The organism is Oceanicaulis sp., assembly GCF_965249665.1.
Lineage (GTDB): Bacteria > Pseudomonadota > Alphaproteobacteria > Caulobacterales > Maricaulaceae > Oceanicaulis.
This window is the reverse complement of the sequence record NZ_OZ252247.1, coordinates 2,862,137-2,888,490: the sequence shown is the minus strand read 5'-3', so window position 1 is coordinate 2,888,490 and position 26,354 is coordinate 2,862,137. Positions and strand designations below refer to the sequence as shown.

General features: G+C 61.2%; 26 protein-coding genes and 2 tRNA genes. 19 read left to right on the top strand and 9 right to left on the bottom strand.

Going from position 1 to position 26,354, the window contains the following annotated elements:
- Positions 1–100: 100 nt before the first annotated feature.
- The 3 genes from ACP154_RS13935 to ACP154_RS13925 all read right to left on the bottom strand — a co-directional run bounded on the left by ACP154_RS13935 (position 101) and on the right by ACP154_RS13925 (position 4,601).
- Positions 101–421: a heavy metal-binding domain-containing protein gene (locus tag ACP154_RS13935; protein ID WP_009800528.1), complete on the bottom strand. Its 321-nt coding sequence runs from the start codon at positions 419–421 to the stop codon at positions 101–103.
- 74 nt (positions 422–495) lie between these two features.
- The gene (gene scpA, locus ACP154_RS13930; protein WP_421858096.1) at positions 496–2,637 is read right to left on the bottom strand and encodes a methylmalonyl-CoA mutase; all 2,142 of its coding nucleotides are present in this window, start codon (positions 2,635–2,637) and stop codon (positions 496–498) included.
- Positions 2,634–4,601, bottom strand: a complete 1,968-nt coding sequence (locus tag ACP154_RS13925) for a methylmalonyl-CoA mutase family protein (protein ID WP_421858099.1) — start codon at positions 4,599–4,601, stop codon at positions 2,634–2,636. Before ACP154_RS13925 ends, scpA begins: the two co-directional genes overlap by 4 nt.
- 143 nt (positions 4,602–4,744) lie before the next feature.
- Between ACP154_RS13925 and ACP154_RS13920 the strand changes: the two genes are divergently transcribed.
- Positions 4,745–5,566, top strand: coding sequence for a DUF2793 domain-containing protein (locus tag ACP154_RS13920; protein ID WP_421858102.1), 822 nt, complete (start codon positions 4,745–4,747; stop codon positions 5,564–5,566).
- 19 nt (positions 5,567–5,585) lie between these two features.
- Here ACP154_RS13920 and ACP154_RS13915 read toward each other — a convergent pair whose 3' ends face one another.
- Positions 5,586–6,599, bottom strand: a complete 1,014-nt coding sequence (locus ACP154_RS13915; RefSeq protein WP_424993791.1) for an alpha/beta fold hydrolase — start codon at positions 6,597–6,599, stop codon at positions 5,586–5,588.
- 252 nt (positions 6,600–6,851) lie between these two features.
- Between ACP154_RS13915 and ACP154_RS13910 the strand changes: the two genes are divergently transcribed.
- Positions 6,852–7,256 carry a response regulator gene (locus ACP154_RS13910; protein ID WP_421858108.1) on the top strand — a complete coding sequence of 135 codons (405 nt, stop codon included), beginning with the start codon at positions 6,852–6,854 and terminating at the stop codon, positions 7,254–7,256.
- Here ACP154_RS13910 and ACP154_RS13905 read toward each other — a convergent pair.
- Both ACP154_RS13905 and ACP154_RS13900 read right to left on the bottom strand, forming a co-directional pair.
- Positions 7,253–8,635 (bottom strand): sensor histidine kinase, encoded by a 1,383-nt coding sequence (locus ACP154_RS13905; RefSeq protein ID WP_421858110.1) that lies wholly within the window; start codon positions 8,633–8,635, stop codon positions 7,253–7,255. The genes ACP154_RS13910 and ACP154_RS13905 overlap by 4 nt on opposite strands.
- A 130-nt stretch (positions 8,636–8,765) precedes the next feature.
- Positions 8,766–8,840 (bottom strand) — tRNA-Thr (locus ACP154_RS13900).
- Between the two features lie 115 nt (positions 8,841–8,955).
- Here ACP154_RS13900 and ACP154_RS13895 point away from each other — a divergent pair.
- From ACP154_RS13895 to ACP154_RS13855, 9 genes are all read left to right on the top strand, one after another.
- Entirely contained in the window at positions 8,956–9,105 is a 150-nt protein-coding gene (locus ACP154_RS13895) for a hypothetical protein (RefSeq protein WP_421858113.1), read from the top strand.
- 152 nt (positions 9,106–9,257) lie between these two features.
- Positions 9,258–10,535, top strand: a complete 1,278-nt coding sequence (murA, locus tag ACP154_RS13890) for a UDP-N-acetylglucosamine 1-carboxyvinyltransferase (protein WP_421858116.1) — start codon at positions 9,258–9,260, stop codon at positions 10,533–10,535.
- On the top strand, positions 10,536–10,982 hold the full coding sequence (locus ACP154_RS13885; RefSeq protein ID WP_421858118.1) for a DUF2948 family protein: 447 nt from the start codon (positions 10,536–10,538) through the stop codon (positions 10,980–10,982). It abuts the gene before it with no gap.
- 28 nt (positions 10,983–11,010) lie between these two features.
- The gene (locus ACP154_RS13880; protein ID WP_107713507.1) at positions 11,011–11,484 is read left to right on the top strand and encodes a UPF0262 family protein; all 474 of its coding nucleotides are present in this window, start codon (positions 11,011–11,013) and stop codon (positions 11,482–11,484) included.
- Between the two features lie 2 nt (positions 11,485–11,486).
- Positions 11,487–11,909: a low molecular weight phosphatase family protein gene (locus ACP154_RS13875; protein ID WP_421858122.1), complete on the top strand. Its 423-nt coding sequence runs from the start codon at positions 11,487–11,489 to the stop codon at positions 11,907–11,909.
- A 154-nt stretch (positions 11,910–12,063) separates the two neighbouring features.
- Entirely contained in the window at positions 12,064–12,282 is a 219-nt protein-coding gene (infA, locus tag ACP154_RS13870; RefSeq protein WP_009800516.1) for a translation initiation factor IF-1, read from the top strand.
- A gap of 7 nt (positions 12,283–12,289) precedes the next feature.
- On the top strand, positions 12,290–12,874 hold the full coding sequence (locus tag ACP154_RS13865; protein WP_421858125.1) for a Maf family protein: 585 nt from the start codon (positions 12,290–12,292) through the stop codon (positions 12,872–12,874).
- On the top strand, positions 12,871–13,935 hold the full coding sequence (locus tag ACP154_RS13860; RefSeq protein ID WP_421858128.1) for a ribonuclease E/G: 1,065 nt from the start codon (positions 12,871–12,873) through the stop codon (positions 13,933–13,935). Before ACP154_RS13865 ends, ACP154_RS13860 begins: the two co-directional genes overlap by 4 nt.
- Positions 13,932–14,132: a DNA gyrase inhibitor YacG gene (locus tag ACP154_RS13855; RefSeq protein WP_421858132.1), complete on the top strand. Its 201-nt coding sequence runs from the start codon at positions 13,932–13,934 to the stop codon at positions 14,130–14,132. Before ACP154_RS13860 ends, ACP154_RS13855 begins: the two co-directional genes overlap by 4 nt.
- Before the next feature lie 69 nt (positions 14,133–14,201).
- Here ACP154_RS13855 and ACP154_RS13850 read toward each other — a convergent pair whose 3' ends face one another.
- Positions 14,202–16,838 (bottom strand): TonB-dependent receptor domain-containing protein, encoded by a 2,637-nt coding sequence (locus tag ACP154_RS13850; protein ID WP_421858135.1) that lies wholly within the window; start codon positions 16,836–16,838, stop codon positions 14,202–14,204.
- 194 nt (positions 16,839–17,032) lie between these two features.
- On the opposite strand from ACP154_RS13850, the gene ACP154_RS13845 reads away from it, so the two are divergent.
- From ACP154_RS13845 to msrA, 8 genes are all read left to right on the top strand, one after another.
- A tRNA-Phe gene (locus ACP154_RS13845) sits at positions 17,033–17,108 on the top strand.
- A gap of 326 nt (positions 17,109–17,434) precedes the next feature.
- Positions 17,435–17,875 (top strand): hypothetical protein, encoded by a 441-nt coding sequence (locus tag ACP154_RS13840; protein WP_421858138.1) that lies wholly within the window; start codon positions 17,435–17,437, stop codon positions 17,873–17,875.
- A gap of 87 nt (positions 17,876–17,962) precedes the next feature.
- Positions 17,963–21,541 (top strand): S8 family peptidase, encoded by a 3,579-nt coding sequence (locus tag ACP154_RS13835; RefSeq protein WP_421858140.1) that lies wholly within the window; start codon positions 17,963–17,965, stop codon positions 21,539–21,541.
- 201 nt (positions 21,542–21,742) lie between these two features.
- Positions 21,743–22,465: a helix-turn-helix domain-containing protein gene (locus ACP154_RS13830; protein WP_421858143.1), complete on the top strand. Its 723-nt coding sequence runs from the start codon at positions 21,743–21,745 to the stop codon at positions 22,463–22,465.
- 47 nt (positions 22,466–22,512) lie between these two features.
- Positions 22,513–24,042: a serine hydrolase gene (locus ACP154_RS13825; RefSeq protein ID WP_421858146.1), complete on the top strand. Its 1,530-nt coding sequence runs from the start codon at positions 22,513–22,515 to the stop codon at positions 24,040–24,042.
- Positions 24,043–24,055: 13 nt separating this feature from the next.
- Positions 24,056–24,496 (top strand): phosphoribosyltransferase, encoded by a 441-nt coding sequence (locus ACP154_RS13820; protein WP_421858149.1) that lies wholly within the window; start codon positions 24,056–24,058, stop codon positions 24,494–24,496.
- A gap of 112 nt (positions 24,497–24,608) precedes the next feature.
- Positions 24,609–25,079 (top strand): peptide-methionine (R)-S-oxide reductase MsrB, encoded by a 471-nt coding sequence (gene msrB / locus ACP154_RS13815; protein ID WP_421858152.1) that lies wholly within the window; start codon positions 24,609–24,611, stop codon positions 25,077–25,079.
- Positions 25,079–25,609: a peptide-methionine (S)-S-oxide reductase MsrA gene (gene msrA, locus ACP154_RS13810; RefSeq protein ID WP_421858155.1), complete on the top strand. Its 531-nt coding sequence runs from the start codon at positions 25,079–25,081 to the stop codon at positions 25,607–25,609. Before msrB ends, msrA begins: the two co-directional genes overlap by 1 nt.
- A gap of 11 nt (positions 25,610–25,620) precedes the next feature.
- On the opposite strand, the gene ACP154_RS13805 is transcribed toward msrA, so the two are convergent.
- Positions 25,621–25,998: a helix-turn-helix domain-containing protein gene (locus tag ACP154_RS13805; protein WP_421858158.1), complete on the bottom strand. Its 378-nt coding sequence runs from the start codon at positions 25,996–25,998 to the stop codon at positions 25,621–25,623.
- A gap of 23 nt (positions 25,999–26,021) precedes the next feature.
- Positions 26,022–26,336 (bottom strand): hypothetical protein, encoded by a 315-nt coding sequence (locus ACP154_RS13800; protein WP_421858162.1) that lies wholly within the window; start codon positions 26,334–26,336, stop codon positions 26,022–26,024.
- Between the last annotated feature and the right edge of the window lie 18 nt (positions 26,337–26,354).

Here is a 26,354-nt window from a genome sequence, read left to right as displayed (position 1 = left end):
GAGGAAGGGGTACGTTCTTCACACGATGTCATCCCCCGCTTCATGCGGGGGATCCATGCCGGTCGGGCAGAGCTGTTCCAGCGCTTCAGAAGAAAAACGGCTACCCCAGGACCACCGCCGTGCCCGATGCTGACACCATCAGCATGGAGCCTTGCTCACCGATCACTTCATAGTCGAGGTCGACGCCGACCACGGCGTTCGCGCCGAGCTTGCGCGCTTCGTCTTCGAGCTCTGACAAAGCAATCTGGCGCGCCTCGCGCAGGGATTTCTCGTAAGAGCCTGACCGGCCGCCGACAATGTCGCGAATACCGGCGAACAGATCGCGGAACAGGTGCGCACCCAGAATGGCCTCGCCGGTGACGACGCCCTTATAGTCGTGGATATGGCGGCCTTCGACGGAGGGTGTGGTGGTGACGATCATGGGGAGGCTCCTTCGCTTTTGTCTTTGAGACCAAGCGTGGAGCTTCCCTAGATGGATGTCACCTTACGGTCCTGTCAGGCCGCGCCCGCCTTGGCGACGATTTCAATTAGCTCCACCGCCGAATCCGCGATCACCGTGCCGGGCGGGTAGACCGCGGCGGCGCCCATATCTTTCAGGATCGGCACGTCCTCGGGCGGGATGACGCCACCGACGATGATGGTGATGTCGGGGCGGCCCATTTCGGCGAGCTGTTTCTTGAGCTCGGGCACCAGGGTGAGGTGACCGGCGGCGAGGGATGAGGCGGCGACGACATGGACGTCGTTCTCCACCGCCTGACGGGCGGCTTCCTCGGGCGTCTGGAACAGCGGGCCGATATCCACGTCCCAGCCGAGATCGGCGAAGGCGGAGGCGACGACCTTCTGGCCGCGATCATGGCCGTCCTGACCCATCTTGGCGATCAGGATGCGCGGGCGGCGCCCCTCATTTTCCGCAAATCTGTCAGAGGCTTCGAGCGCCTTCTTGACCTTGGCGTCATCCCCTGAGGCTTTCAAGAACACCCCCTGAACCGATTTGATTTCCGCCTTGTGGCGGCCGAACACCTTTTCCATGGCGTCCGAGATTTCCCCGACTGTCGCCTTGGCGCGGGCGGCCTCGACGGAGAGCTGCAAGAGGTTGCCGCCGCGCTCGGCCGCATGGGTCAGCGCTTCGAGCGCGCTTTCAACGGCTTTGGGGTCACGTTCGCCGCGGAGCTTTTCAAGTTTGGCGAGCTGTTCGGCGCGGACCTTGGAATTGTCCACTTTCAGCACCGGAATATCTTCCGGCTCGTTGAGGCGGAACTTGTTGACGCCGACAATCGTCTGCAGACCGGAATCGATCTTGGCCTGGGTCTTGGCGGCGGCTTCCTCGATCCTCAGTTTGGGCAGGCCCTCTTCGATGGCTTTCGCCATACCGCCGAGCTGATCCACTTCGGCGATATGATCGAGCGCGCGGGCGGCGAGATCATGGGTCAGGCGCTCGACATAATAGCTGCCGCCCCACGGATCGATGGCGTCGGTGAGGTGCGCCTCTGTCTCAAGCACCAGCTGAGTATTCCGAGCGATACGGGCGGAGAAGTCGGTCGGCAGGGCCAGCGCTTCATCCAAGCTATTGGTGTGCAGAGACTGAGTGTGGCCATCGACCGCCGCCATCGCCTCGACCGCGGTGCGGCCCACATTGTTAAACACGTCCTGGGCGGTCAAAGACCAGCCCGAGGTTTGGCTGTGGGTGCGCAGGGCGAGGGATTTGGCGTTCTTGGGATCAAACCGCGCTTTCACAAGGCTGGCCCAGATCAGTCGCGCGGCGCGCATCTTGGCGATCTCCATGAAGTAGTTCATGGACACGCCCCAGAAGAAGCTCAGCCGCGGTGCAAATGCGTCCACATCCAGCCCCGCCTCGACGCCCGAGCGGATGTAATCAAGACCGTCGGCGATGGTGTAGGCGAGCTCGAGATCGGCGGGGGCGCCCGCCTCCTGCATGTGATAGCCGGAGATCGAGATCGAGTTGAAACGCGGCATCTCCTTCGCGGTATAGGCGAAGATATCGGAGATGATCCGCATGGAGGGGCGCGGAGGATAGATATAGGTGTTGCGCACCATGAATTCTTTCAGGATGTCGTTCTGGATCGTTCCTGAAAGCTGTTTATGGCTAACGCCCTGTTCCTCGGCGGCGACGATGTAGAGCGCAAGAACCGGCAGCACGGCGCCGTTCATGGTCATGGACACGCTCATCTGATCGAGCGGAATGCCGTCAAAGAGCTGGCGCATGTCGAGAATGGAGTCGATGGCGACGCCCGCCATGCCCACATCGCCAATCACGCGCGGATTGTCGCTGTCATAACCGCGATGGGTGGCCAGATCGAAGGCCACCGAGAGGCCTTTCTGGCCGGCCTTGAGATTGCGGCGGTAAAACGCGTTGGATTCTGCAGCCGTCGAGAAGCCGGCATACTGACGGATCGTCCAGGGGCGCTGGACAAACATGGTGGGGTAGGGGCCGCGATGATAGGGCGCGGCGCCGGGATAGCCGTCGGTGAAATCAAGCCCGGCCACGTCTTCGGCGGTATAGGCGGGCTGGATGGGCAGCTCTTCCGCCGTCATGAAGGGCGCGCGCTTCGGGCTTGGGCCGGATTGGATGTCGGGATGGCCCAGACCGATCTGGGTGAAATCCGGATGCTGGCTCATGCGCTCACTCCCAAAACCTTATGAGCGCGTTCGCCATCATGAAGGCTATGGCTGCGCATATGGATGAAATGGGCGACGCCGGGAATGGAGCCGGGCTTGCCCGCCACCCAGACCTCGCTCGCGCCGGCTTGTTTGAGCGCTTCTGCCAATTCTTCCGCCATGTCTGAATAGGCGTCATCCGTGCCGCAGATTACGGCGAGTTTGCAGCCGCTGCCTGCAAACGAATCCGCACAGGCGTCGATATCGGCGTATTCGCGCGCCTGATCGGTTTCAACGCCGGACACGGCTAGACGGTTTGATGCGAAGCTGGCGCGGGCGTTGAAATCCGCGAGCGCACCCAGCGTGGCGAGGAAGGCCTTGGGCGCATGACCGGTCTTGTTCGCATGGGCGTCCGCTGCGTCACGCAGCGCTTCAAAAGGCTCCGCCATGCGCATATATCGCAAGGGCGGCCAGTTCTGGTCCGGCGCGTCCAGAAGGCGGATGGCGTGGCCTTGGGCCGCGGCTTCAAGTTTGTCGGCGAAGGGCTGCGGCGCCAATGTCGGCGCATCAAGCTTGGGCGGTGTATAGCTGCGCTGGCCCGCCTCGACGGGACGCTCTTCCAAATTGGCGTATTGCGTCACGCCTATCAGGCTTTCACGGCCCTCTGCGTATTGCGCGACATAGGCGTCACGCGTTTTGGCGACTTCGTTTTGCAGCCAGCCCGCCTTGACCGTTTCAAACAGACCGCCGCGGCGCTCGATTTGCTGGAACAGATCCCAGCCCGCCTGCGCGAGGCGATGACCGAGAGTTTCGTGCAGATAGCTGCCGCCCGCCGGGTCTGCGGTCACGCCCAGATGGCTCTCTTCCATCAGCATGATCTGAAGATTGCGGCCGACACGACGGGCAAACGGCGTCGCCGCGCCCAGCGGTTCGTTGAACGGTCGCACGGTGATGGAGTCTGCTCCGCCCGCAGCCGCCCCAAGGCCCGCGCAGGCGTTCCGGATCAGATTGGTCCAGGCGTCGCGCGCCGTCAGCATGCGTGAGGAGGTGATGGCGCAGATGCGCATGCCCTGGGCCTCTGGTGAACAGCCAAAGGCTTCCGCTACGCGCGCCCAGACCCGCCGCGCGGCTCGCAGTTTGGCGATGGTCAGATGCACATCCGCATCGGCGGCGAAACTAAACTCCAGCGCCCGGGCCGCCTGATCCGGCGTCAAGCCATGATCGATGAAGGCGCGCATATAGCTGGCGCCGCCGCTGCAAGCGAAAGCGAGCTCCTGCGCCGCCGAGCCGCCCGCTTCATGAGGGGCGTTGGCGGTTATGGAAACGACCTTAATCTGGGGGGCGTGATCGGCGCACCAGGCAGCAGCCTCCGCCGTTCGTTCGAGGCGTTCCGGCAGGTTTTCGGCGCCGCCGCCGGCCAGGGATTTCTGCCCGATCGGTGACAGGCCGAGTCCGCCTTTCAGTGTGCTCAGATCCAGTCCCTGATCGCGCATATAAGCCAGCGCCAGTGCTGCATACTGCGGCGCCATGCGCGAGGGTTGCAGATAGACCGGCGCGAGATCGAGCATGACCCCGTCCAGTACGGTTTTCAGCTCATCGAGCGTCCGGACCGCGACGCCCATGGCCCCTGTAGGATCGAGGCTGAGAGCAATCTCGCTCACTCCGCCTGACAGCTCGCTCAACAGGGCGGCGTTTGCGGCCTTGGGATCTGGATCGTCAATAGTCTGGCGGATTCCCCAGGGCAGATAGGGATCACGCTCCGCCGTCAATCCGCGAAGATAGGGCGCGGCGCCTGGCGCGGGCAGTGGTCCGATTTCGTCACGGTCTGTTCGCGTGAATAAGGGGCCACGCGCAACACCGTCGAGGGTTTTGCGAACGAGCCGCTCCAGCGGGGCGCCCTTGAGGGCGGCCTCTGCCATGACGCGCCATTGCGCGTCGTTGATGGCCTCAAATCCCTCGGCCAGGGGGCGGATAGAGTCAGTCATAGCGTGTGGGTACACCGGCTTCGCCGATTAGAAAAGCCGCCCGTGTCGGCGTTTCGCCATTGCGGAAAGCGGCTCGGCTTATCCGCCACCGCCGCTCCGCCTTCTAAGCTTGGCCGTTGTCAGCGATGAAAGGAGCTATCCCCATGCAAGATCGCACTCCCCGGCTGGACCTGCCATGGCTGATGCCGGCCCAGGCTCAGAAACATGTGACCGTCAATGAAGCGCTGGCGCGTCTGGACATGCTGGTCCAGGCCAGCGTGCTGAGCCGCACGGTCACGCATCAGCCGCCAACGCCAGCGGAAGGAGATGGGTATCTGCTGCCAGATGCGCCTCAGGGCGAAATGTGGTCATCGCAGAGCGAGGGCGTTCTGATGGTGTTTCATGAGGGCGTCTGGACCGTGATTGAGCCTTGGGCCGGGCTCGCGGTCTATGTGGCGGATGAAGCGGTGAGCCTGGTGCATGACGGTGCTCAATGGAAAACGGTTTCAGATCAGGTCCGCACGCTGGGTGAACTTGAAGCGCTGGGTGTGGGGACGCAGGCGGATACGGTCAATCGCCTGGCTATCAAGTCCACCGGCGTCCTGATGTCAGCAGATGACGCCGGCCCGGGCGATATGCGCCTGACGCTGAACAAGTCTGACGCTTCGCATACGACAAGCCTGGTGTTTCAATCAAACTGGTCCGGACGCGCCGAGTTTGGTCTGGCGGGCGAGGAGGCGTTCTCCATCAAGGTCTCAGATGACGGCGCCGATTGGCTGGAAGCGCTGAAGGTGTCGCGAGCGGATGGTGTTGTGAATCTGTCGGGGCTGGCGGTGCATTCAGACCGGCTCAGCTTGAGCGCAAGTCACACGCCAGCGAACGCGACTGCGCCAGGCGAGACGGGCGAAATATGCTGGGACATGGCTTATCTTTATGTCTGCGTCGCACATAATCAGTGGCGGCGCGCAGCTTTGGCGGCGTGGTGAGCGGTCGCGCGCTTCCAGCTTAGCGCCGATCGGACGCCAGCGCCTCGAAAACGGCGCGGACTTCACGATGCACCGGTGTGGTCATGACATGCCCGGATCGCTCCACCCAGTGCAGGCGCGCATGAGGCGTGACCTCGGCGAGTCGTTGGGACGCGCGCCCCGGGCAGACCAGATCATACCGGCTCTGGATGATGTGAACCGGCATTGTCAGCCTGTGGGCGTTGTCCAGAATCTGCCCTGGTTCCAGAAAGCAGTCATGGGCGAAATACCAGGCCTCTAACAGCGAGTGCGCCGTCAGCCAGTCGGCGCCACGCTCGGCATAGTCCTTTTTGATCTCAGCATTGGACTTGTCGAGCCAACCCAGCGTTTCTTCATACTCGCTCCATCGGTAGAGAACCGATTGCTGAAGGGTGTCCAGCGGGGTGTCCGGGTCTTCAAGTCCCGCCAGAAACGGCCGGCCGGCGGCGATTTCATCTTGCATCTGCGCCAGCGCCCAGCGTCGAAATTCAAGCGGGGTTTGATAGGCGGTCGGCACGCCCTGCATCAGGCGTTCAAGCGCGTCAGGACGGATCGACCCTGCGCCCGCAGGATCGTGAAACCAGTCCATTTCCTCGCGTTCGCCGAGCAGCACCCCCTCAATCACCAGGGTTTCAACGCGATCTGGATGGGCTTGCGCATAGGCGAGCGCCAGCGTGGAGCCCCAGGACGGGCCAAACAGGGTCCATCGCTCCAGACCCAGCGCCTCTCGCACGCGTTCCATGTCCTCGATCAGGTGTGCAGTGGTGTTGGTCTTGAGCTCGAACAAGGGGCGTGAGCGCCCGCATCCGCGCTGATCAAACAGAACGATGTTCCATCTGCTGGGGTTGAAATAGCGCCGGTGCCGCGGGCTGGCGCCGGACCCTGGTCCGCCGTGCACAAACAACACTGTGGGCGCGTCAGCGTCGCCCGAGCTCTCGACATAAATCTCGCTACCCTGTTCGTCTGGAAGCCAGGTGCTTGAATAGGGCTCAAGCGCGGGGAAGAGCGGGGTCATGAGAGGCATTAAGGTGGGCCTGGAGTGGGGAGAATGGAATAAACTAAGAATTTTAATCGCTTACGATCGTAGCCTGTAGTCCGCCTTAGGCCAACTGGTCGGCGTTGATTGCTGTTGCGAATAAAAATATAAGTCTCGTCGCGTTAATAACCACAGCCTTGATTTGTTTTGTGCGTTGAATTGTCTACTAGTTATCGTCAGGTGTGTGATTAAAAACATGTCTTAGGCACGCTGCGACACAGGACCCACCAGATGACACAAACCATTCTGTTTGTTGAAGATGACGAGACGGATCGATTGTTTCTCAAGCTTAGTCTGGACGAAACAGATCTGGGTCTGAACGCGAGCTATTGCGAAGACGGTCTGCAAGCGCTTGAGTATCTCAAATCCAATGACGCGCCAGACCTGATCGTGACGGACTTGTCCATGCCCGGCATGGACGGGCTGGAGCTCACGCAGACCCTCAAGTCTGACGAGGTCTTCAGCATTATACCGGTTTTGATGTTATCCACATCCAACAGCAAGATTGATGTGCGCCGCTTTTACAGCAAGTCAGGCAACGCCTATATACGCAAACCGGAATCCCCTGAAGGCTATCAGCGGGTCTTAAGCGAGATTTCCCGCTTTTGGTTCGAGGTCGCAGAGCGGGGCGTCTAGGCGCCCATGCTCTCCGGTTGGGCTAGTGGAAGCGTGAATTGAATACTGGCGCCGCGTGGCTCACGCGCTCCGATGCTGATTTCTCCGCCATGGGCTGCAATGATGGTCTGACACAGGGTCAGACCCAGACCGCGTCCTGAACTCTTTGACTGTTTGGCGGCATCACCGCGCACCAAGGGACGAAAGAGCTCTGCGGACACTTCGGCGGGGATGCCGACGCCATTATCATCAACATAAACGGTCAGCATGGTGTCTTCCCGGGCAGCGTGGACCCTGACCTCAAGCGTGATATCCGGCTTGGCGTATTTCAGCGCATTTGTGAGCAAATTGATCGCGACCTGCCGGATCAAATCTTTGTCGCAATACGCCTCACCCAAATCCTCGATTTGAATATGGCGGGGCGCCTTGCGGTGTAAAAATGCGATTTCGTCTACGGCCTGCCGGAATATCTCGCCGATATCCTCCAGCGAGGTTTGTGGGGGTTGATCGTTGTGCTGCGCGAGATTCAGAAAGCTCTCAACGAGTGTGTTGGCGCGGTTGAGGCTATGCCGGGCCCGGTTCAAATGCGCGCTTCGGTCGTCATCGCTCGTGGCGCGCTGTATCAGATGCAGCAGCATGCTGGTCTGCCTGAGCGGAGCCTTGAGATCATGCGCCACCAGGGCTGTGAAATTCTCCAACGCGGCATGGCTTTCGCGCATGCGTTCAAGCGTCAGGGACTGGGTTTTCAGAGAGGCGCTCAAATCCGCCAGATGAGCCCGGGTCTGTCGCGCTGCCTTCAAGCGGTTTGCGACCATGCGGGCGGACATGAGAATAATAAAACCCAGCATGAGCAACTGAAGTGATGGCGTCAGTATGCTCTGTGTCACACTCAGCCGGCTGAGTCGGTCCATGCCCGAAATCATGATGTCATCCAGGCGGGCGTCCATTTCAGAAAGCTGATCGAGCGCTGGCCGGTCATCCACGCGCACCTGCGCATCCAACTCAGCGATAGGAACATTGTCAGCCCAACCGCTTTGCACCACGCCCAAACGATCAGTATAGGCTGTAATGGTGTCCCGGACCGCAGTCAGATCCTGATCCAGTCCAAGCTCTGCATTGTAGGCTTGGAGACGTTGGAGCCGCACATCCAGTGCATGGGCATTGGCGCGCACGGCGTCCCTGTAGGACGCGTCGCCCCGGATCACATAGTTTTTGAAATTATGGATCAGCCCGCCAAAGCCCAGCTCGTCATAAAGCTGTGTGGTTTCATGGCGACTGGCTGAAATGGTCTCAAGAAGTGCAGACTGTTGCTGACGCAGCTCCCAGTGAACCCTGATATCAATGGCGGTGATAATGATGAGTCCGGCCAGCCCGGCGAACAAGGCCCAATACCGTCGCATGCTACCCCCGCGGCAAAACCGGATGACGGCGGATGACTCACTCAGTCCGGTTTGTTCTTAACTCAATAGCTACGACAAATGCATCCGCAGACAAGCGCGATTATACAAATGGATTATCTGAGTGGTGGAATGGTGCCGCTAGAGTGAATTGAACACTCGACCTCTCCCTTACCAAGGGAACGCTCTACCCCTGAGCTATAGCGGCGTCCGGAGGCAAGAGCATGCTCTCGCGTCGTCGGAGCCGGGCTTATAGCGTTTGATTCTTCTCGCGCCAAGACCGGGCTTGACCTCTTTTGCAGATATAAGGCAGTTGAGTGCCCATGAGCACCTCAGATCACAAGCCTGCCAAGGGCGAAACCTCGCCCACCGATCGTGAGCAACGCCTGGCCCAGGCCTTGCGCGCCAATTTGCGCCGACGCAAGGCGGCCGCGCGCAAGAGCGATGCGCCAAAACCTGATGCAGGGTCATAAGCCCGTCAGCGCCCTTGCGTTCAAAGCGCGGCGTCTACAAATCTTCGCCTCTGTGACGCCCTTATTTCGTCATCGTGCGAATGCCCTTAGAAACGGGCGCAGCAGGGTGGGGCGCTGGCGTCGGCGCGCGCTTCTAGAACCATGAGGGCAGTATGGACAGCATTTCTATTCGCGGCGGATCGCACCTTTCCGGGGATATCGAGATTTCAGGCGCAAAAAACTCCGCGCTGAAACTGATGGCCGCCTGTCTGCTCACGGACGGGCCGTTGGAGCTGACGCGCATGCCGCGGCTGGCTGACACGCGCTTTCTGGGGCATTTGCTGGCGCGGCTGGGCGTGACCGTGGAAGAGCGGGCCGGAGCAAAGCTGTTCATGCACGCGAACACTCTCGGCGAGCCCTTTGCGCCCTATGATCTGGTGCGCAAGATGCGGGCGAGCTTCAATGTGCTCGGGCCTCTGATCGCCAGGGTCGGTCATGCCAAGGTCTCCTTGCCGGGCGGGTGCGCCATCGGCGCCCGGCCCGTCGATCTGCATTTGCAGGCGCTTGAGGCGCTGGGGGCCGAGATCGAGCTGTCCGAAGGATATGTAAACGCCAAGGCGCCGTCTGGCGGCCTGACAGGCGCGCGGATCGTCTTTCCCATGGTCTCTGTGGGCGCCACCGAGCACGCCATGCTGGCGGCTGTTCTGGCGAGGGGCGAGACAGTGCTGGAAAACTGCGCCCGCGAGCCTGAAATCGCGGATCTGGCGGGGTGCCTGAACGCCATGGGCGCCCATGTGAGCGGCGCCGGGACGGCTACCATCACCATTCAGGGCGTTGAGACGCTCCATGGTGCGAACTGGGCCGTGGTTCCAGACCGGATCGAGACCGGAACCTACGCTATGGCGGCCGCCGCGGTGGCGGGCGGCGACGTCCTGCTCAAAGATGCGATCTTTGACCATAATGGCGCGCTCTGGGCCTTGCTGCGCAAGGCGGGGGTCGAGGTCCAGGCGGAAGAGGGCGGCGTCCGCGTCAGACGCGAAGGAGCGCTCAAGGCGGTTGATATGCAAACAGCGCCCTTTCCGGGGTTTCCCACAGACCTTCAGGCGCAATTCATGGCGCTGATGAGCCTTGCCGAGGGCGCGTCTGTGATCCGCGAAACCATTTTTGAAAACCGATTCATGCACGCGCCGGAATTGTCGCGTCTGGGCGCTCGGATCGATGTGCGCGGCAATGAAGCGGTGGTGCGCGGCCCGTGTGCGCTGAGAGGCGCGCCGGTGATGGCCACCGATCTGCGCGCATCTGTCAGCCTTGTCATCGCCGGTCTTGCTGCTGAAGGTGAGACGATGGTTAGCCGAATCTATCATCTGGACCGGGGATTTGAGCGCCTGGAGGACAAGCTGTCCGCCTGTGGCGCGCAAATTCGCCGCGTCTCTGAAACTGCGGAGAACTGAATGACCGGCTACACGCCGATGCGCCTGCTCGCACAATCGCCGGATGATCTCACCGTGCTCTCGGCCGCCTTGCAGGACGCTGTGGGGCTATTGGGTGATTTTCAGTATGAGCCCAAGGCGCGTCAGTTCACCCTGGCGCTCAACCGGTTCCGCTGGGAAGGGCCCAGCAAGGGGCATGGCGAGCGCGTGCGCGCTGCGCTGCAAGTCGGCTCTGTGCTCAAGGCGCAGGCCAAGCGCCTTAATCAGGCCAATGAAGACGGTGTGATCAGCCTGCTGACGCTGGCGTTTGAGCCTGAGGAAGCGCCGGGCGGGGTGCTCAGCTTCACCTTTTCAGGTGGCGGTGAGCTGCGTCTTGAGGTGGAATGTATTGATATGGCGCTAGCGGATGTGTCTGAGCCCTGGCGGGCGGCGGCGCGGCCGAGCCATCCAGATAAAGACGAGGCATGATCCGCAAGAGGGTCGACAGGAGTTCTCTATGACCGATCAGCGCCTGGTCGCAGTCGAGCTTGACCAACTGACCATCGGCAAGGCCGATGAGGCCGTGGAGCATGAGCGCCGCGTGGCCATTGCTGATCTCTTGGATTCCAACACGTTTCATCCCGCCGAGTCCGAAGCCGGGCCCTATGCGCTGCGTCTCGCCATCGAGGACCAGCGCCTGGTGTTCGACATCAAGCGCGAGAACGGCGACGCCGTCCGTATGTTCGTGTTTTCGCTGGGACCGCTGCGTCGCATCATCAAGGACTATTTCTTGATGTGTGAAAGCTATTATGCGGCTGTGCGCGATGCGCCCCTGGGCCAGATCGAGGCGATCGATATGGGCCGTCGCGGGGTGCACAACGAAGGCTCCGAGCTGCTGCGTGAGCGCTTGCACGGCAAGATCGAAGTGGATTTTGACACCTCGCGGCGCCTGTTCACCCTGATTTGCGCGTTACATCGGCGAGGCGCCTGAACATGGCGGTCCCCTCCGTCGTTTTCGTGTGCGGCCGCAATGCGGTGCGCTCTCCCATGGCTGAAGGCTTCTGGAAAGCGCGCTTCGGCGCCGATTGCCTGGCGCGCTCCTGCGGCGTCGAGCCCGCCGCCTGGCCAGACGGCTTCATGATCAACGTGATGGGTGAGAGCGGGGTTGATCTCTCAAGCTTTGAATGTCGCGATCTGGCTGACACCGCAGATGATCCTGTCGAACTTGTGGTGTGTCTGTCCCGGGACGCCGATCCCGCCGCCAGCGCTTTTGCCGATGCGCGCGGGGCGGAGTATCACCTCTGGGCGATTCCCGATCCGGCCGAGGCGGAGGGCCGTCATGAAGCGCGCCTGGACGCCTATCGTGCTGCGCGCGACGCCATAAAAGCGCGTATTACAGCCTATAATCCGGACTAGTCCTTACAACCGCGCTCGACGATCGCCGCGATCACGCTTATATAGCGGCTCGAGACCGCCCGACGCTGGCATGATTTCTCATGCCTGAGCGTACGGGGTTTTTGCGTTTGGCGCACTCGCGCCTGAAAATACGCCATTGATCAAGAGGAGCTGCATGGCGAAGGAAGAACTGCTGGAGTTTCCAGGCGAAGTCGTGGAACTGCTGCCCAATGCGACCTTTAAGGTCAAACTGGAAAATGATCACGAAATCATCGCTCACACCGCGGGCAAGATGCGCAAGAACCGCATCCGCGTGCTGGCGGGCGACAAGGTGCTGGTCGAAATGACGCCTTACGACCTGACCAAAGGCCGCATCACTTATCGCTTCAAATAAGGTGAGCGTGGCGCCTGATTCCGTGCGCGCGCCCTTTGTGCTGGCGAGCGCCTCTCCGCGTCGACGCGATCTGCTGGTCGGGATCGGCGCGCCGCCTGATCAGATCGCGCCTACCGATATTGACGAGACCGAGCGACCTGGCGAGCTGCCGCGCGATCTGGCGCTGCGCCTGGCGGTAGAGAAGCTCGCCGCCGCTGAGCATCCAGGCGCATTTGTGTTGGCGAGCGACACGGTTGTGTCCGTCGGTCGCCGCATCCTGCCCAAATCGGAAGACCGCGAGACCGCCGAGGCGTGCCTCCGGCTTCTGAGCGGTCGCAATCACAGGGTTTATACCGGCGTCGCGGTGCGTGCGCCGGACGGTCGCGAAATCAGCCGTGTGGTTGAGACCCGGCTAGCCTTCAAACGGCTGAGTGATGACGAACTCACGGCCTATCTGAATAGCAGAGAGTGGGACGGAAAAGCGGGCGGATACGGCATTCAGGGCCGCGCCGGCGCCTATATCAGCAAGTTGATCGGCTCTTACACCGGAGTGATGGGACTTCCGGTTTATGAGGCGCGGCAGATGCTGGTCGGATTGGGATACAAGTTTTGAGAATCGTCGCTGCTGACCATGTGGGGGAAACCCGGGCTGCTGTCCTTGAGGGTGATCGCGCCATCGAGCTGCATCTGGAGCGCTGGTCCGAGCGCGGCCAACGCGCCTTGCGCGGCGAAGTGTTTCGCGCCCGCGTCACCAAGGTGGACGGATCGCTGAACGGTGCGTTTTGCGAGATCGGGCGCGGCCCCACAGCCTTCCTGCCCTTCGGCAAAGCCGGTCGCCCTGAAGGCTTGCATGAAGGCGCCGCCATCGGCGTTCAGATCGCACGCGAACAGTTTCAGGAGAAGGGCCCCACGCTCACCCTGTTTGAGGTCGAGCCGGGCGATGCGCCCGAAATCGTGGTCGCCGCGCCGCCGCTGGCTGAGCGTCTGTCCATGATGTATGAAGCGCCTGTGCGTACGCCCAAAGAGGCGGATGTTGCGCTTGATGAGTTGTTTGACGAAGCGCTTGAGGCTGTGGTCCCGTTGACGGGCGGCGGCAAGCTGATCATCGAACCTGTCACCGCCATGACGGTTATCGATGTGGACGCCGCCGGGCGCCAGTCCCAGGGCGGCGCACCGAAAATGGCGCTGGATCTGAACAAGACCGCCGCGCGTGAAGCGGCGCGCCAGATTCGATTGCGCGGCATTGGCGGCGTTGTCGCGATTGATTTCCTGCCGCTCAAGAAGAAGCAGGATCAGAGCCAGCTTGATCAGACGCTGAAGGGCGCGTTCAAGCGCGACCCCGCCAAGGTCGATGTAGCGCCGCCCAGCCGGTTCGCGATTGTCGAGCTGGCGCGCCAGCGTCTGGGACGCGCCCTGCATGAAATCTGTTGGGAGCGCTTTGGTGTCGAGAGCGTGGAGACCTGTGCGCTCGCCGCTCTGAGACGGCTTGAGGCGGAAGGCCAAGCCAAGCGCGGTGGCCGACTGGCGCTCCTGGCCGGTCAAGAGGTTCACGCCTGGCTGGACACTGATCCTGTCGGGTGGTCCAGGGCGATGAAATCGCGCCTCGGCGACCGGTTCGAACTGGTTCTGGATGAAGCCAAGGGGGCGCGCGATTTTGAGGTGCGTCCGCTATGAGCAAATCCAAACCCGGCTGCCCGATCTGCAAAAAACCTGTCGACCCCAAATACCGCCCGTTCTGTTCGGCGCGCTGCGCGGATGCAGATCTGGGGCGCTGGTTCTCCGGCGCTTACGCCGTGCCTGGAGAGCCGGTTCCGCCCGAAGCCTTACCGCCTGAAGCGCGTGGCGACGAGGAGGGCGGTGATCAACACTGATCCGCTCTCTGCTACAAAAAAGCCCCGCAGCACTGCTGCGGGGCTTTTGTTTGATCTGAGCTTAGAGCTCTAGCGCTTTACGCTGATCCGTGCATACAGCACGCGGCCGCGCGCATCATGCACCTTGGTGTCATAGCCCAGCGGCGTATTCACGGTGGGCGCGGCTTCATCAAAGACATTCAGAGCGCCCACAGAGGCCGTCAGGACATGGCCGCGCACGTCTTCGCTCCAGCCCGCCTGCAGGTCGTAGGCGGTCCAGCTGTCGATCTCGGAGCCGCCGTTCTCATCATCGTCATAAGAAGAGATGTAGCGCGCCTGGGCGTTGACGCTCCACGGCCCATTCATCCAGCCCGTCCGCACACTAGCGCGCCATTGCGGCAGAGAGCGGGCGAAGTTTGTGAAATTGCGATTGCCGGCGGCGTCGATTGTGGTGTTGAGCACCGGGTCAAAAAGCGTGAATTCGTCGATATAGACCGCGTCTAGCCCCGCATTGATCTGACCGAACCGGCCCAGATCCATGCCGTCATGGGATAGGGCGAAGTCCACGCCCTGCGCCTCGACGCTGGGGGCGTTGACGAAGTTGGCGCGCACCAGCACCACATCACCGGCCTGGGACAGCTCGACGCGCGGGTCGTTATAGATCCCGTCAGCGGCGAAATCGGCGGCCAGAATGGCGTTGGCGCTCTCTTCTACGATCAGGTCTTCGATCTCAAGCCGCCAGGCGTCCACGCGCGCGCTCCAGCCTGCTTGGCGCCAGCTGGCGCTGAGCGTGACGCTGTCAGAGGTTTCCGGATCGAGCGATTGGGACCCTACAGTGCGCACCGGGCGGAACAGGCTCTGATTGCCCAGGGTGAGCGATTGCAGCGTGGTCGTGGCGCTGACCTGCTGATGCAGGGAGGGCGCGCGGAAAGACTGCGACCAGCTCGCTGACAGGGTCAGCGTCTCGGTCACATCCACCGCCAAACCGACTTTGGGATCGGTGGAGGAGAAGGCTTCAAGGTCTTCATGCCGCGCCGCCAGCGTCAGCCGCGCGCGATCGTGAAGCGGGATGACGCTTTCCGCGAACAGGCTGACCACGTCGCGCTCGCCTGCATAATCGGGGCCGCCGACGATGAACAGGAAGGCGTCGTCATTGAAGGTCTGGCCGTGATTGACCTCCAGGCTTTCCGTGCGCAGCTGACCGCCGACGGTCAGGGACACGTCGCCAGCCGGCAGCGCAAACAGCGCGGCCGTGGTCAGGCTGGCGTCCAGACTTGTGAGTTCGGACGTGGAGGTGCGGATATCCTCGCCCAGCATCCAGGCTAGAAGGTCAGGATCATTATAGCGCGGATCGGACGGGTCAGTGACCAGGCCGCCCGAGCCGAACGGGTTAAACCAGTAACAGCCCGCGCTCTGATCGCCCGCGCTGGCGCCGGTTTGGCAATTGGCGCCGCCAAAGCCATTCAGCGCCGCGCTGACACGGTCTCCAATATGGTCGGTGATGGTGGCTTCCAGCTCATTGCGGGAATAGGCGAGGGTGACTGCGCCTGTCCAGGCCCGGCCCAGAGCGTCAAAGTCATGCTCCAGCCCGGCGTCCAGCCGCAGCGTGTCATGATCAAAGCGACGCCGCGCCGCGCCGGCGCTAACGCCCCGCGGGCGCCCGTTCCAGATCACGTCCTGCCCGAAATAATTGCCCGGATTGGCGACGTGGATGGTGGGAAAGCTCAAAGCGGGCAGGGAAGGGGAGTTGCCGCGCGTCAGCTGTGTATCGGCCCAGGCCGCCCGCACTGTGAGGCGCGTACCGCCGAAATCGCCCGTCAGCGCGCCATAGGCGTTGAGCCGGCTCTCGTCAGGGATGAGCGAGAAGAACTGGCCGTAATCGAGCCGACAATAGCCCGGCGTGCCAAATGCTGTGTCGGCGCCCAGAACCAGCGGCTGACCACCTCCCGCTTCGCAATCGCGATCAATGATCACCTGCGAGCCGCTTGGCGTGGAGATGGAATAGGCGCCCGGCTGGCCCAATGCGGACAGACCCGTGCCCGGGATGAAGTCGGTCTCGAAGCCTTCCACGCCATCGGTGTCGCGATAGCTGATCGCGCCGGTCAGATGCAGGCCGCCCAGTTCGGCGCCTGCGATGGCGGAGAAAACGGACGTGAAGCCTGCGCCCTCAAACCCGTCCGGTCCGCGCGCCTCAGCTTGAATTTCAACGCCCTCATACTGGTCGCGGGTGATGACATTGACTACGCCCGCAATGGCGTCCGAGCCGTGCAGCGGCGAGGCGCCGTCTTTCAGGATCTCCACGCGTTCAATGGCGATGTCGGGCACAAGCGCATTCATGTCCACAAAGCTGGCGCCGTCGTCAGACGCCACAGAGGACGGAGTTTGCCGAACGCCATTGACCAGCACCAAGGTCGCGCCCAGGCCCAGGCCGCGCAGATTGACGCTCGACGTGCCGGAGGTGTCGTTCTGCGTGCCCGGATCGTCGTTGAACTCAGAGCCGACAATCGCGGGATTGAACGCCAGGGCGTCACCCAGATCAGACAGGCCGCTCGCGGCGAGCGCGTCAGACTCAAGGGTGATCACCGGACGGTCACCCGCCTGCGCACCGGGTGCGCGGCCTGCCGTGATGGTGATGACATCATCAGTGACGGACTGGCCGAATGCCATGCCGCCTTCACCCAGCACGGCCACCAGGGCCAGCGCGCTGACGCAGACTTTTTTATTCATTATTCGCCTCGGAGGTTTTAAACATATTTATGACGCAGCGGGTAGCAGCCTCCGGCCTTGATGGGCAAGCAGGAAGGCAGACCGGACAAATCTGAAATTGACTGCACAAGACTGATTGGAGGGCATGGACAGCCCCCGCGCGCTTGCCTATAAACCGCGTCCTCAGCGCGGCGCACTTCTGTGAGCGCCACGCCGCCCGGGTAGCTCAGTTGGTAGAGCAGCGGATTGAAAATCCGCGTGTCGGTGGTTCGAATCCGCCCCCGGGCACCATCTCTTCTAAATCCTCATTGATGACAGTACTTGCGCCCGGGCGAAGCTGCGTGTGACCCATGGCGACGTCATCGTGTTTGGTCCGTTGTCTTTTGCCCCGCCGATTTTGCATGTGCTCAGTCATAATGATTTTGGCCTCGGTTAACCGAGGCGGCCTGCTTGAAGAATTGCACGCGCTTGAATTGAAGCCGGCGACTTCTTCTTACCGCGGTTGAATTGAGCGCGAAAAATCCCGTTAATGGCGCATTCAGGCGGCGGCGGCTTTAATGGGGTGCCTGCAGCCTACTTGTCAGCTGTAGCTGAAGCTCTGGGGAGGCCGGATTCATATGCGCAAACACGCAGTGTCTTTGATCGCGATGGCGGCGTTGAGCGCCGCACTGGTGTCCGCCGGGGGGTGCGCAGCGCCTGCAGCGTCAGATCAATCTGGCGTGCCGGAGCAGGCCATGACGGACCGGGTCAACTACATTATCTCGCTGGAAGCCGGTCCTGGCGATATCTCAACACCACAAGGGGTTGAGCGCGCCCGCCGGGAGCTTGTCCTGGCCCGTGATCGTGTTTTGACGGATGTATTCGGCGCCGATGGATATGCCGCTGCCGCTGACGGACGATCCGGCATGCCCCATTATGGTCAGAGCTTCATTTCGGCCTATGCTTTCGAAATAAGGCTAACAGCGGACGAAGCCCGACGTCTGGCTGGACATGACGCTGTTCGCGCCCTTGAAGAAGATACTCCCTCACGCCCGATGGGCGGTCGGTCAGACGGCTAAAGGCACACTGGAATGACCCTGCAAAAGACCCTTTTGATCTCTGTCGCCCTTGGATTGGGCGCTTGCCTTTTCGCAACGGCGCCGGTCATGGCCCAGAGCGCTGAGGCCGGGGTCGATGTCCCGGCGCTCGATGGGGAGGTCAGCGCCCGAGCGATGAGCCGACTGCAATCGGGGGAGCGAACATCGGTCATCATCATTTTGAACGTCTCACAGGATGAGACCTTGCTGGCGGGCGAGCCGGGATTCTCGGGTCAAATGATGCGTCAGCAGATTGATGCCATGCGTCACGACGTAACTGGGCGCGCTCTGGAGCGCGCTTTTGACGGGATAGACGATCTGCCCAATGAGTATGGCTATCAACCGTTCGCACTGACGCCGGGCTTCGCGATCCGGGCCAATGCTCAGGAAATCGCTCAATTCCGCGCCAATCCTAATGTGGAAGGCGTCTATGAGAACGCCCTGATGCGGCCGATGACGGACACCTCTGTTCAACAAGTTGGCGCGCCAGCGGTCTGGACCCAAGGGTATAGCGGCGGCGGCCTGGCTGTGGCTGTACTAGACACAGGCGTCGAGAAAGACCATCCCATGGTTGGCCCCGCCATCATCGCCAGCGCCTGTTACAACACCACTCAAGCGGGCGAATCGAGTTCGCTGTGTCCGAATGGTCTTGATGAGCAAATCGACTTGAACTCCGCCGATGCGGGCGATGCCTGCGTCGAGGACAATTTTGATTCCGTCAATGGCATTGATGGCTGTTTTCACGGCACGCACGTCGCCGCAACGGCGGCGGGGCGACCGTTGGGCCTTTCTTCGGGCCGGACGGTTTCAGGGGTGGCGCGAAGCGCGAATATTGTTGCAGTCAATGTGTTCAGCCGCGTTGAACCGGAAGGCTGCGTCGAGGAGGACGAAACTCCCGATGGCCCGTGCGTTCGCTCTTACAGGTCCGACCAGATTGCGGCCCTGGACTGGCTGTACCTGAATCGCGACACGCTCGACCTGGCGGCTGTGAATATGAGTTTGGGGGGATCTACAGAGTATTCATCCCCCTGTACCAGCAGCGCGTATGATCGCGCCATGGGGGCGCTGAACGACGCAGGCGTGGCAGTGGTCGTGGCCGCAGGCAATGACGGATTCGCCAATGGTTTGAGCTCTCCGGCCTGTATCCGTAGCGCCATTTCGGTGGGCGCGGTGGATGATGGCGATAACGTGCCGACATTCTCGAACGACGCGGATTATCTCGACCTGTTGGCGCCGGGCGTGGAGATCTATGCTGCGTTTGGCAGCGAGAAGCCTCCGGCAGGGCAAAACTGCGCGATTAATGACGCCACGCCAAACTCTCAAGGCTTCTGTCACTGGTTTTCGTCTTCAAACGGCACATCCATGGCCACGCCGCACGTGGCGGGCGCGATCGCCTTGTTGCGCGACGCTTTCCCAAGCGCCAGCGTGGCTGATTTTCTTGAAGCGCTTCAGATTACTGGCGAGCCGGTAATGGATGTGGCGACCCAGCGCGTTCATGCGCGCATCCAGGTGGACGCGGCCTATGAGTTTCTACGCGACGGTCAGGGCATTGTGAATTCCGTCAGCTTGGGCGACCTCGCCCGCTATGACGCCCGCAATACCACGAGCGATGTGGCGTCTTTTAACTCGGCCGTACGAGCGCTGACGAACACCAGTTTCCAGACGCGCACAGTTCGCGTCATCTCCAAGCCGAGCTGGTTGACCACGGAATTCTTTTCCGGATCGGGCGCGCCGTCCGGCTCCCCGGTCTCCACATCCGCTCTGGCCTTGTCGGCGAATGGATCCGGGCAGCTGCGCCTGAGCATCAACGACACTGGCTTGAGTGACGCCTTCAATTCCGGCGAGCTGGTTCTGGGCGTGGACGGGTCAAACACACGGATCCGCGTGAAAACGACAGCGTTCGTGGCCACCGCGCTGACCGCGGGTCAGGAAACGGTTCGCTTTGGTCCGTTCGAGTGGGTCAGCGACGTCGACCAGGGTACGTCCAGCATTTTCCGCGTGGTCGGGCTAAACACCGCTATGCCCAGCGCGGTCAGCGCGGATATCGAGCGCTGGGGCGATGCCGCTGGACAGTCTGTCAGCGACGCGTCCATACGCTGTGATTTCAGCGTTCGAGCCAATCGTTATTCGGGCAATGAGTACATTATCGGCGGGTCAGATTTCGTCGACTGCGCCCGGTTCGATCGTGGCGATCTATATATCGATGTGACCGTGGACCCCGCCGACGCGAGCACTGTGCGCATGCGGCGTTTCCTGTTCAATTCCAGTGGCGGCATCACGGACGCCGCGTTTGACCCTACAGGCGGTCAGGGGCAAGCGACCAGCGGGACGTCCGGCGTTCGGGTTCAGTCCGTTGCAGGACCTTCAAGCGAGACCTTTGACAGGGCTGCCGACGCGCAATCCGGTCAGAAAAGCGAGACTTCTGCACCGCAAGCGACCGTCCAGGCTGAGTATGGCCCGTTTGAATGGACCTATGACGCCAACGGCGCCTTGCGCAGCGAGTTTCGTCTGACGCCGGTGCTGCAGGGGGACGCCCTGACCATAGATGTCGCGATCGCAAACGCATCCCAGTCAGGATATGCAGGCGCGTTTTCAGATTGCCGTCTGACCATTCGCTCCAATCGGCGTAGCGAGAATGATTTCCTGATCTTGCCTGAGGACCTGGCGGATTGTGGCGCTTTCGGGCGAGCTGATCTCACCTTCCGGGTGACCGCAGAGGATAGCCGCGTCAATTATTCGCCTGGTGACATCGACAATATGCGCATGCAGCGACTGATCCGTCAGGCCAGCGGCTCTCTGACTGACTTTCATATCGACGCTCAATCCAGCGTCGGCGTGGTCCCGGCCAGCATTGGCGGCGGCGTCGGCCAGGTCAGCGTGGGGCCGTTTGAATGGACAGGCGACAGCACAGCGGCGACCTCCAACCAGTTCCGCATCGCTGGCATCGCCAATGGCGCAGTGACCCGTATTGACGTCTCCATCGCCAACGCCACGGCCAATGGCTATTCGGGCACGAGCGCCGATTGTACGCTGGCGATCCGGCCTCAGCGTGCGGGTGCAAATGACTATCTGATCCTGCGCGAGGACCTCGCCGATTGCGGCGCGTTCGGCCGGGGTGATCTGACCTTCACGGTCCAGGCGTCTCTGACGGATATGGCGAGCCGGATCAAGATCCGTCGAATCGCCTTTGGCGCTGAGGGCGATATCACCGATTTCGGATTTGACGCCGAGAATGGACAGGGCAAAAGCCCGACGGCGATCTCCGGTGGGCGCGAAGAAGTGGTGTTTGGTCCGTTTGAATGGGTCGGTGACGCGAACGCTGGCACGAAAGGCGTGTTCCGTATCACGGGCATCGATGGCGGACTGCCAGACTCCATCGAGGTGGCGATCGCAAATGCCGCGGGCGGCAATGGTCAGTTCACCGGCGCCTATTCAGACTGTTCGATCACCCTTCGCTCCAACCGGGCGGGGCGCAATGAGTATGTGATCGGAGCGGCGGATTTTGTTGATTGCGGCAGTTTCAGCCGCGGCGATCTCAGCTTCCGCATTCGCGCGAGTTCGGCTGTGCTCGCGGACACCGTCCGCATGCGCCGTTTCGCAGTCACCACCGCCGGCGGCCTCACCGATTTCGGCTTTGATAACGACTAGGCGTGACTCGCATCCTGTCGTCAAAACAACGCGGCTTCCTATCAAGGAGGCCGCGTTTTGCGTGAGGGCGGGGTCGTATGCTTCAAACCACCCCCGATATTCATGTCTTAGGCGCGGATATTCATCTGTCAGTCGCGCTCCGACTTTCCAAGACTGCGCTCATCGACGTACGGTTGGCGTACGCATTGAGCGGAGACGGTTATGACATTCGGCGAGTATCTGAGAGCCCAACGAGAACAGAAGGGCTGGACCCAACCCGAAGCTGCGGCCAAGGCCGAGATCGAGCAGTCCTATCTGTCCAAGCTGGAGACGGGGAAGTCCTTCCCCTCGCAGGAGGTCTTCGAGCGTCTGGCGGCGGCCTACGGGTTTGACGCTGAAGCTGTGGCTCAGTCGCTCGATGCGCAAAGCCTGAAAGATCTGCGAGAGGTAGCTCATGTTCGCTCCGCCATCATCACGCTCCAGAGCCGCAGCATGCGCCTGTCGCGCAGCTGGCTGAGCGCGGGTGTGGCCTGTGTCTTTCTGGGCGGGGCTTCCTTGGGATTGTCCGGCCTGGCTGAGGATGACGAAGACACTATCTATCATTATGTGTCGCCGGGCGTGATTGCGCCGGGTGAGGACATGAATGTCTATGCCATTCTGGATCGCAGCTTGCGGCCTGATCTGGGTGAAGACCGGCCCGAAGAGGCGGCCGCCCGCGCCTTGCAGGTCGCCATGATGGAGCGCGCCGATCCGCAGGTTCGCGTTAGCCAGGACATGCATGAAAACGGGTATCTGGAGCGCGTGGAGGGCGGCCAACGCTTTTTCCGGCCCGTTGACTCTGAACTCGTGATCACACCGTCGCCGCTGCGCTGGTTCCTGGCGCCGGCAGTTATGTTCCTGTTCGGCGCGCTGGGCTGTTTCTTCGTCAGCTTCCGCTGGAAGTAACCAAGCTCTTTTTCGTCTTTGAAATCATGAAATCCAAGGAGGTCGCCATGTCCGTATGGAAATGGTTGGGTGTTGCGTGCGCGCTTTTCGGAGCGGCGCCCTGTTGGTCTGTCCCATACGCGCCTGCGCCTTTGTCGGCACGGATCGAGTCCTATGTGCAGGCTTCAATAGCGGAGGGCGCCACGCCGGGCGTCATCTGGGTCTATCAGGGCGACGTGCCGGTCTATGAGGGCTATCACGGCGCCGCAGACCGGCGTTCAGACGTTTCGTTTCACCAAGACACACTGTTCGACATCGGGTCCATGACCAAGCAATTCACAGCGGCGGTCATATTGCGCCTGGTTGAGGATGGCGTGTTGGCGCTTGATGACCCTCTGGAGCGTTTCTTTCCGGAAGCGCCTGAGGACAAGGCGGACATCACCATCCACCAGCTGATGACCCATAGTTCGGGTCTGTCCGATGAGAACGGGGCGTTCGATGGGCGCGATTCAGATCCTTACAAACCTGTAGCAGATTTTCTCGCGCCGCTATGGGCCAGTCCGCTCAACCGGTCTCCGGGCACTGGATATGAATACACAAACGCCGGTTACTCCCTGCTCGCCATCGTGATCGAGCGCGCCACAGGGGAGGGATATGAGACCGTTCTTCGCCGGCTGGTTCTGGAGCCCGCAGGGCTGACGCAGACGGGTTATCGCCTGATGGAGTGGTCCGCCCAGAACGCGGCGCGCGGGTATGACGATTTCCACGCCGATCCTGATCGCGCGGATCGGGGCCTGTTTTATCTCGAGCGCTGGCGGACTGAGCCCGTCTCCTATCAATTGCTGGGCAATGGCGGGATTTATTCAACCCCTGCAGATATGCATCGCTGGATGACGGCGCTCCACGCAGGAGATGTTCTCAATGCGGACTCGCTGGCGTTGATCCAGTCGCCTTTGATGGCGCTTGATGACCCCTATCCGCCGACCTTCACCCATTACAGCTATGGGTGGGGTGTGGGCGCTCGCCCCTCCGGTGAACCCTGGATCAGCCATTCGGGGAGTAATGGCGTCTTCTTCGTCAGCGTTCAGTACGGGCCGCGCTCGGACACCTTGATCCTTCATCTGACCAATGCGGCGCGCGGCAATGTCGGCCGCATGGGGTATGAAATCGCGCGCATGATGGATGATCCGCGTTATGAGGCAGATCCCGTGCATGGGGGGGCTGTGCGGCTGGTGCATCTTTTCATGGCGGAGCACACGCCTGAAGACATTGACCAGCTTGCCGCTTATCTGGAAGCCCGGTTAGGCGACCCTGTTCCAGCCCCTTGGGTGTTAAACAGGACCGGTTTGCAGTCCATCGAGCGCCAACAGGAAGCTTGGGGTCTGGGCTTTCTGTCGCTGAATACTGAGCTGCACCCTCAAAACGGCAATCTGCAAGACAGCCTGGCCTACGCTTATGAACAGATCGGGCGGCATGACCTGGCTCGCCGACATTACCAGCGGGCTTTGACCTTGGGCGAGCGCGCAGAGGACTGCTATTGGTGTTCCAATGCTCAGGCGGCGCTGGACCGGTTGGATCAAGCCGCTGCGTCAGAATGAAAGGGGACGCTTCATGCTCAAGCTCAGCTGGACCGATATTGAAACCCTGTCCGCCTGCATCGCTGATCAGTTGATCGAACGGCACGGCCCGATTGATCCTGACACGGTGCTTGTAGGGGTGGCGCGGGGCGGGTTGATCCCCGCTGCGCTGGTGGCGCACCGGCTGGGCTTGCGCAAGATGACCTCTCTGGGGCTGATGTCCTATGCTGATGGGGTAGAGGGCGCGCAGGGCCGGATGCAAGCCTATGGCGCGGCTCCGGACAGCGCGGCTATCGTGATCGACGACATCATTGATTCAGGTCGCACGCTGGAAGCCGTCAGGGCGCGGTACCCCGACGCCATCGTGGCGGCGCTGGTGGACAAGACCGGCGGCGCGCCAGGCGTCGTCACCGGGCGTCAGACGCCAGCCGATGAATGGGTGGAGTTTCCCTGGGAAGCCATCGGCGCCCTGTAACATCGCGTCTATCGCCTCTTGTCTGAAAGCCCCTCCGCATCACATTGAAGAGAGGATGGTGGCGCGCACTCAATTGCGACCCAGCATCGTCTAAGAGGCTGAGGAGAGCGTGATGACCACTGACCCCAAATGGGCCCGCACGCCGGACGCGCTGGCGCGGCTGACGCCTGAACAGCGCTATGTCACGCAAGAGAATGGCACCGAACGCCCTTTCAGCGGCGAATTGCTGAACGAGAAGCGCGACGGCATTTTCGTGGATATCGTGTCGGGCGAGCCGCTTTTCGCCTCCGCGGACAAATATGAATCAGGCTGCGGATGGCCCAGCTTCACCCGGCCCATCACGCCGCAAGCGCTCGATGAGTTACGCGATGACAGCCATGGCATGGTCCGCACGGAAGTGCGCTCGACCCATGCCGACAGCCATCTGGGCCATGTCTTTCCTGACGGCCCGGAGGAAGCGGGGGGCTTGCGTTACTGCATCAACTCCGCTGCGCTGCGCTTTATTCCGCTCGAAGCGATGGAGGCGGAAGGCTATGGCGACTATATCGATTTCGTGAAAGCTGGCCGTAAGGAGGCCCAATAATGGTTGAGACCACCGAACGCGCCCTTCTGGCGGGCGGCTGCTTCTGGGGCATGCAGGATTTGATCCGGCGTCGTCCCGGCGTGATCTCCACGCGCGTAGGGTATAGCGGCGGCAAGACCGATAATCCTACCTATGACATGGTGAAGACCGGCCAGACCGGCCACGCAGAATCCATCGAGATCGTGTTTGATCCGAGTGTGACCAGCTATCGCGATATGCTGGAGCTGTTTTTCCAGATCCATGATCCCACGACAGTGGACCGTCAGGGCAATGATATCGGCGACCAGTACAGGTCCGCTATTTTCTATCTCAGCGACGCCCAGAAAGCGGTCGCCGAGGAGACGATTGCGGATGTGAACGCGTCGGGTCTTTGGCCGGGGCAGGTGGTGACGCAAGTGGTCCCCGCCGGTGAATTCTGGGAAGCGGAAGACTTCCACCAAGATTATCTTGAGCGCTATCCCAATGGCTATACGTGCCATTTCCCACGCCCGGGCTGGGTGCTGCCGAAGCGCAACGCCGGCGCGGCTTGATTGGAGAATAGTTAGCTGTTGGAGGTGCTTTCACTTGTTTCCAGTAGTTTTCTTATTGTGTTTAGTGCATGGTTGGGGTTTTTATGCTTCTTGAGTGATCGAAATGCAATAATTAGCTCAATCTCTTCGTCGCTGAGAAATATGTAGGCAGGCGTATGCGTATTCCCTGCTGTAGAATATATTATATCACTTTTTCCGAGCAGGTAATCTGTATCGCATTGTAAGGTGGTGGCTATAGCATAAAGGCTCTGAGCCCGTGGGCTCTTTGTTTTCCCACGTAGTATGTCGCCTATAGCATTAGGATTGAGACCTGCGGAAAGAGAGGCTTCAGTGGCTGATATTTTTAGAGATTGGATTCTCTCCTCAATTCTTGTGATTAACGTCGACATTTATTTTTCCTTTGGCAATGCGTTTATCCGCCCGTAGCCTGTCGCCATAGAAACAACACCACCGCGCCCTGAATGAAGAGCGGAATGGCGAAGCTGGCGCCGCCGAACAGGGCCGCGACCACCAGCAGCAAAAACCGGGTCGGAAGGCGCATCATCATGCGCGAACGTTCGCCCGCCGTGGCGTAGCGCGAAGTGATGACTTCGGTCATGTCCGTAAAGCCGCCGCGCAACAGTACGACAAACAGCCAGATCACGCACGCGACCCAGACCCAGATCATGATGCGGATCCAGGTGGAAAATCCCTCGGCGGCCATCACCGCATTCCAGTCAATGTCCATGACGGTCCCGCGCGTGAG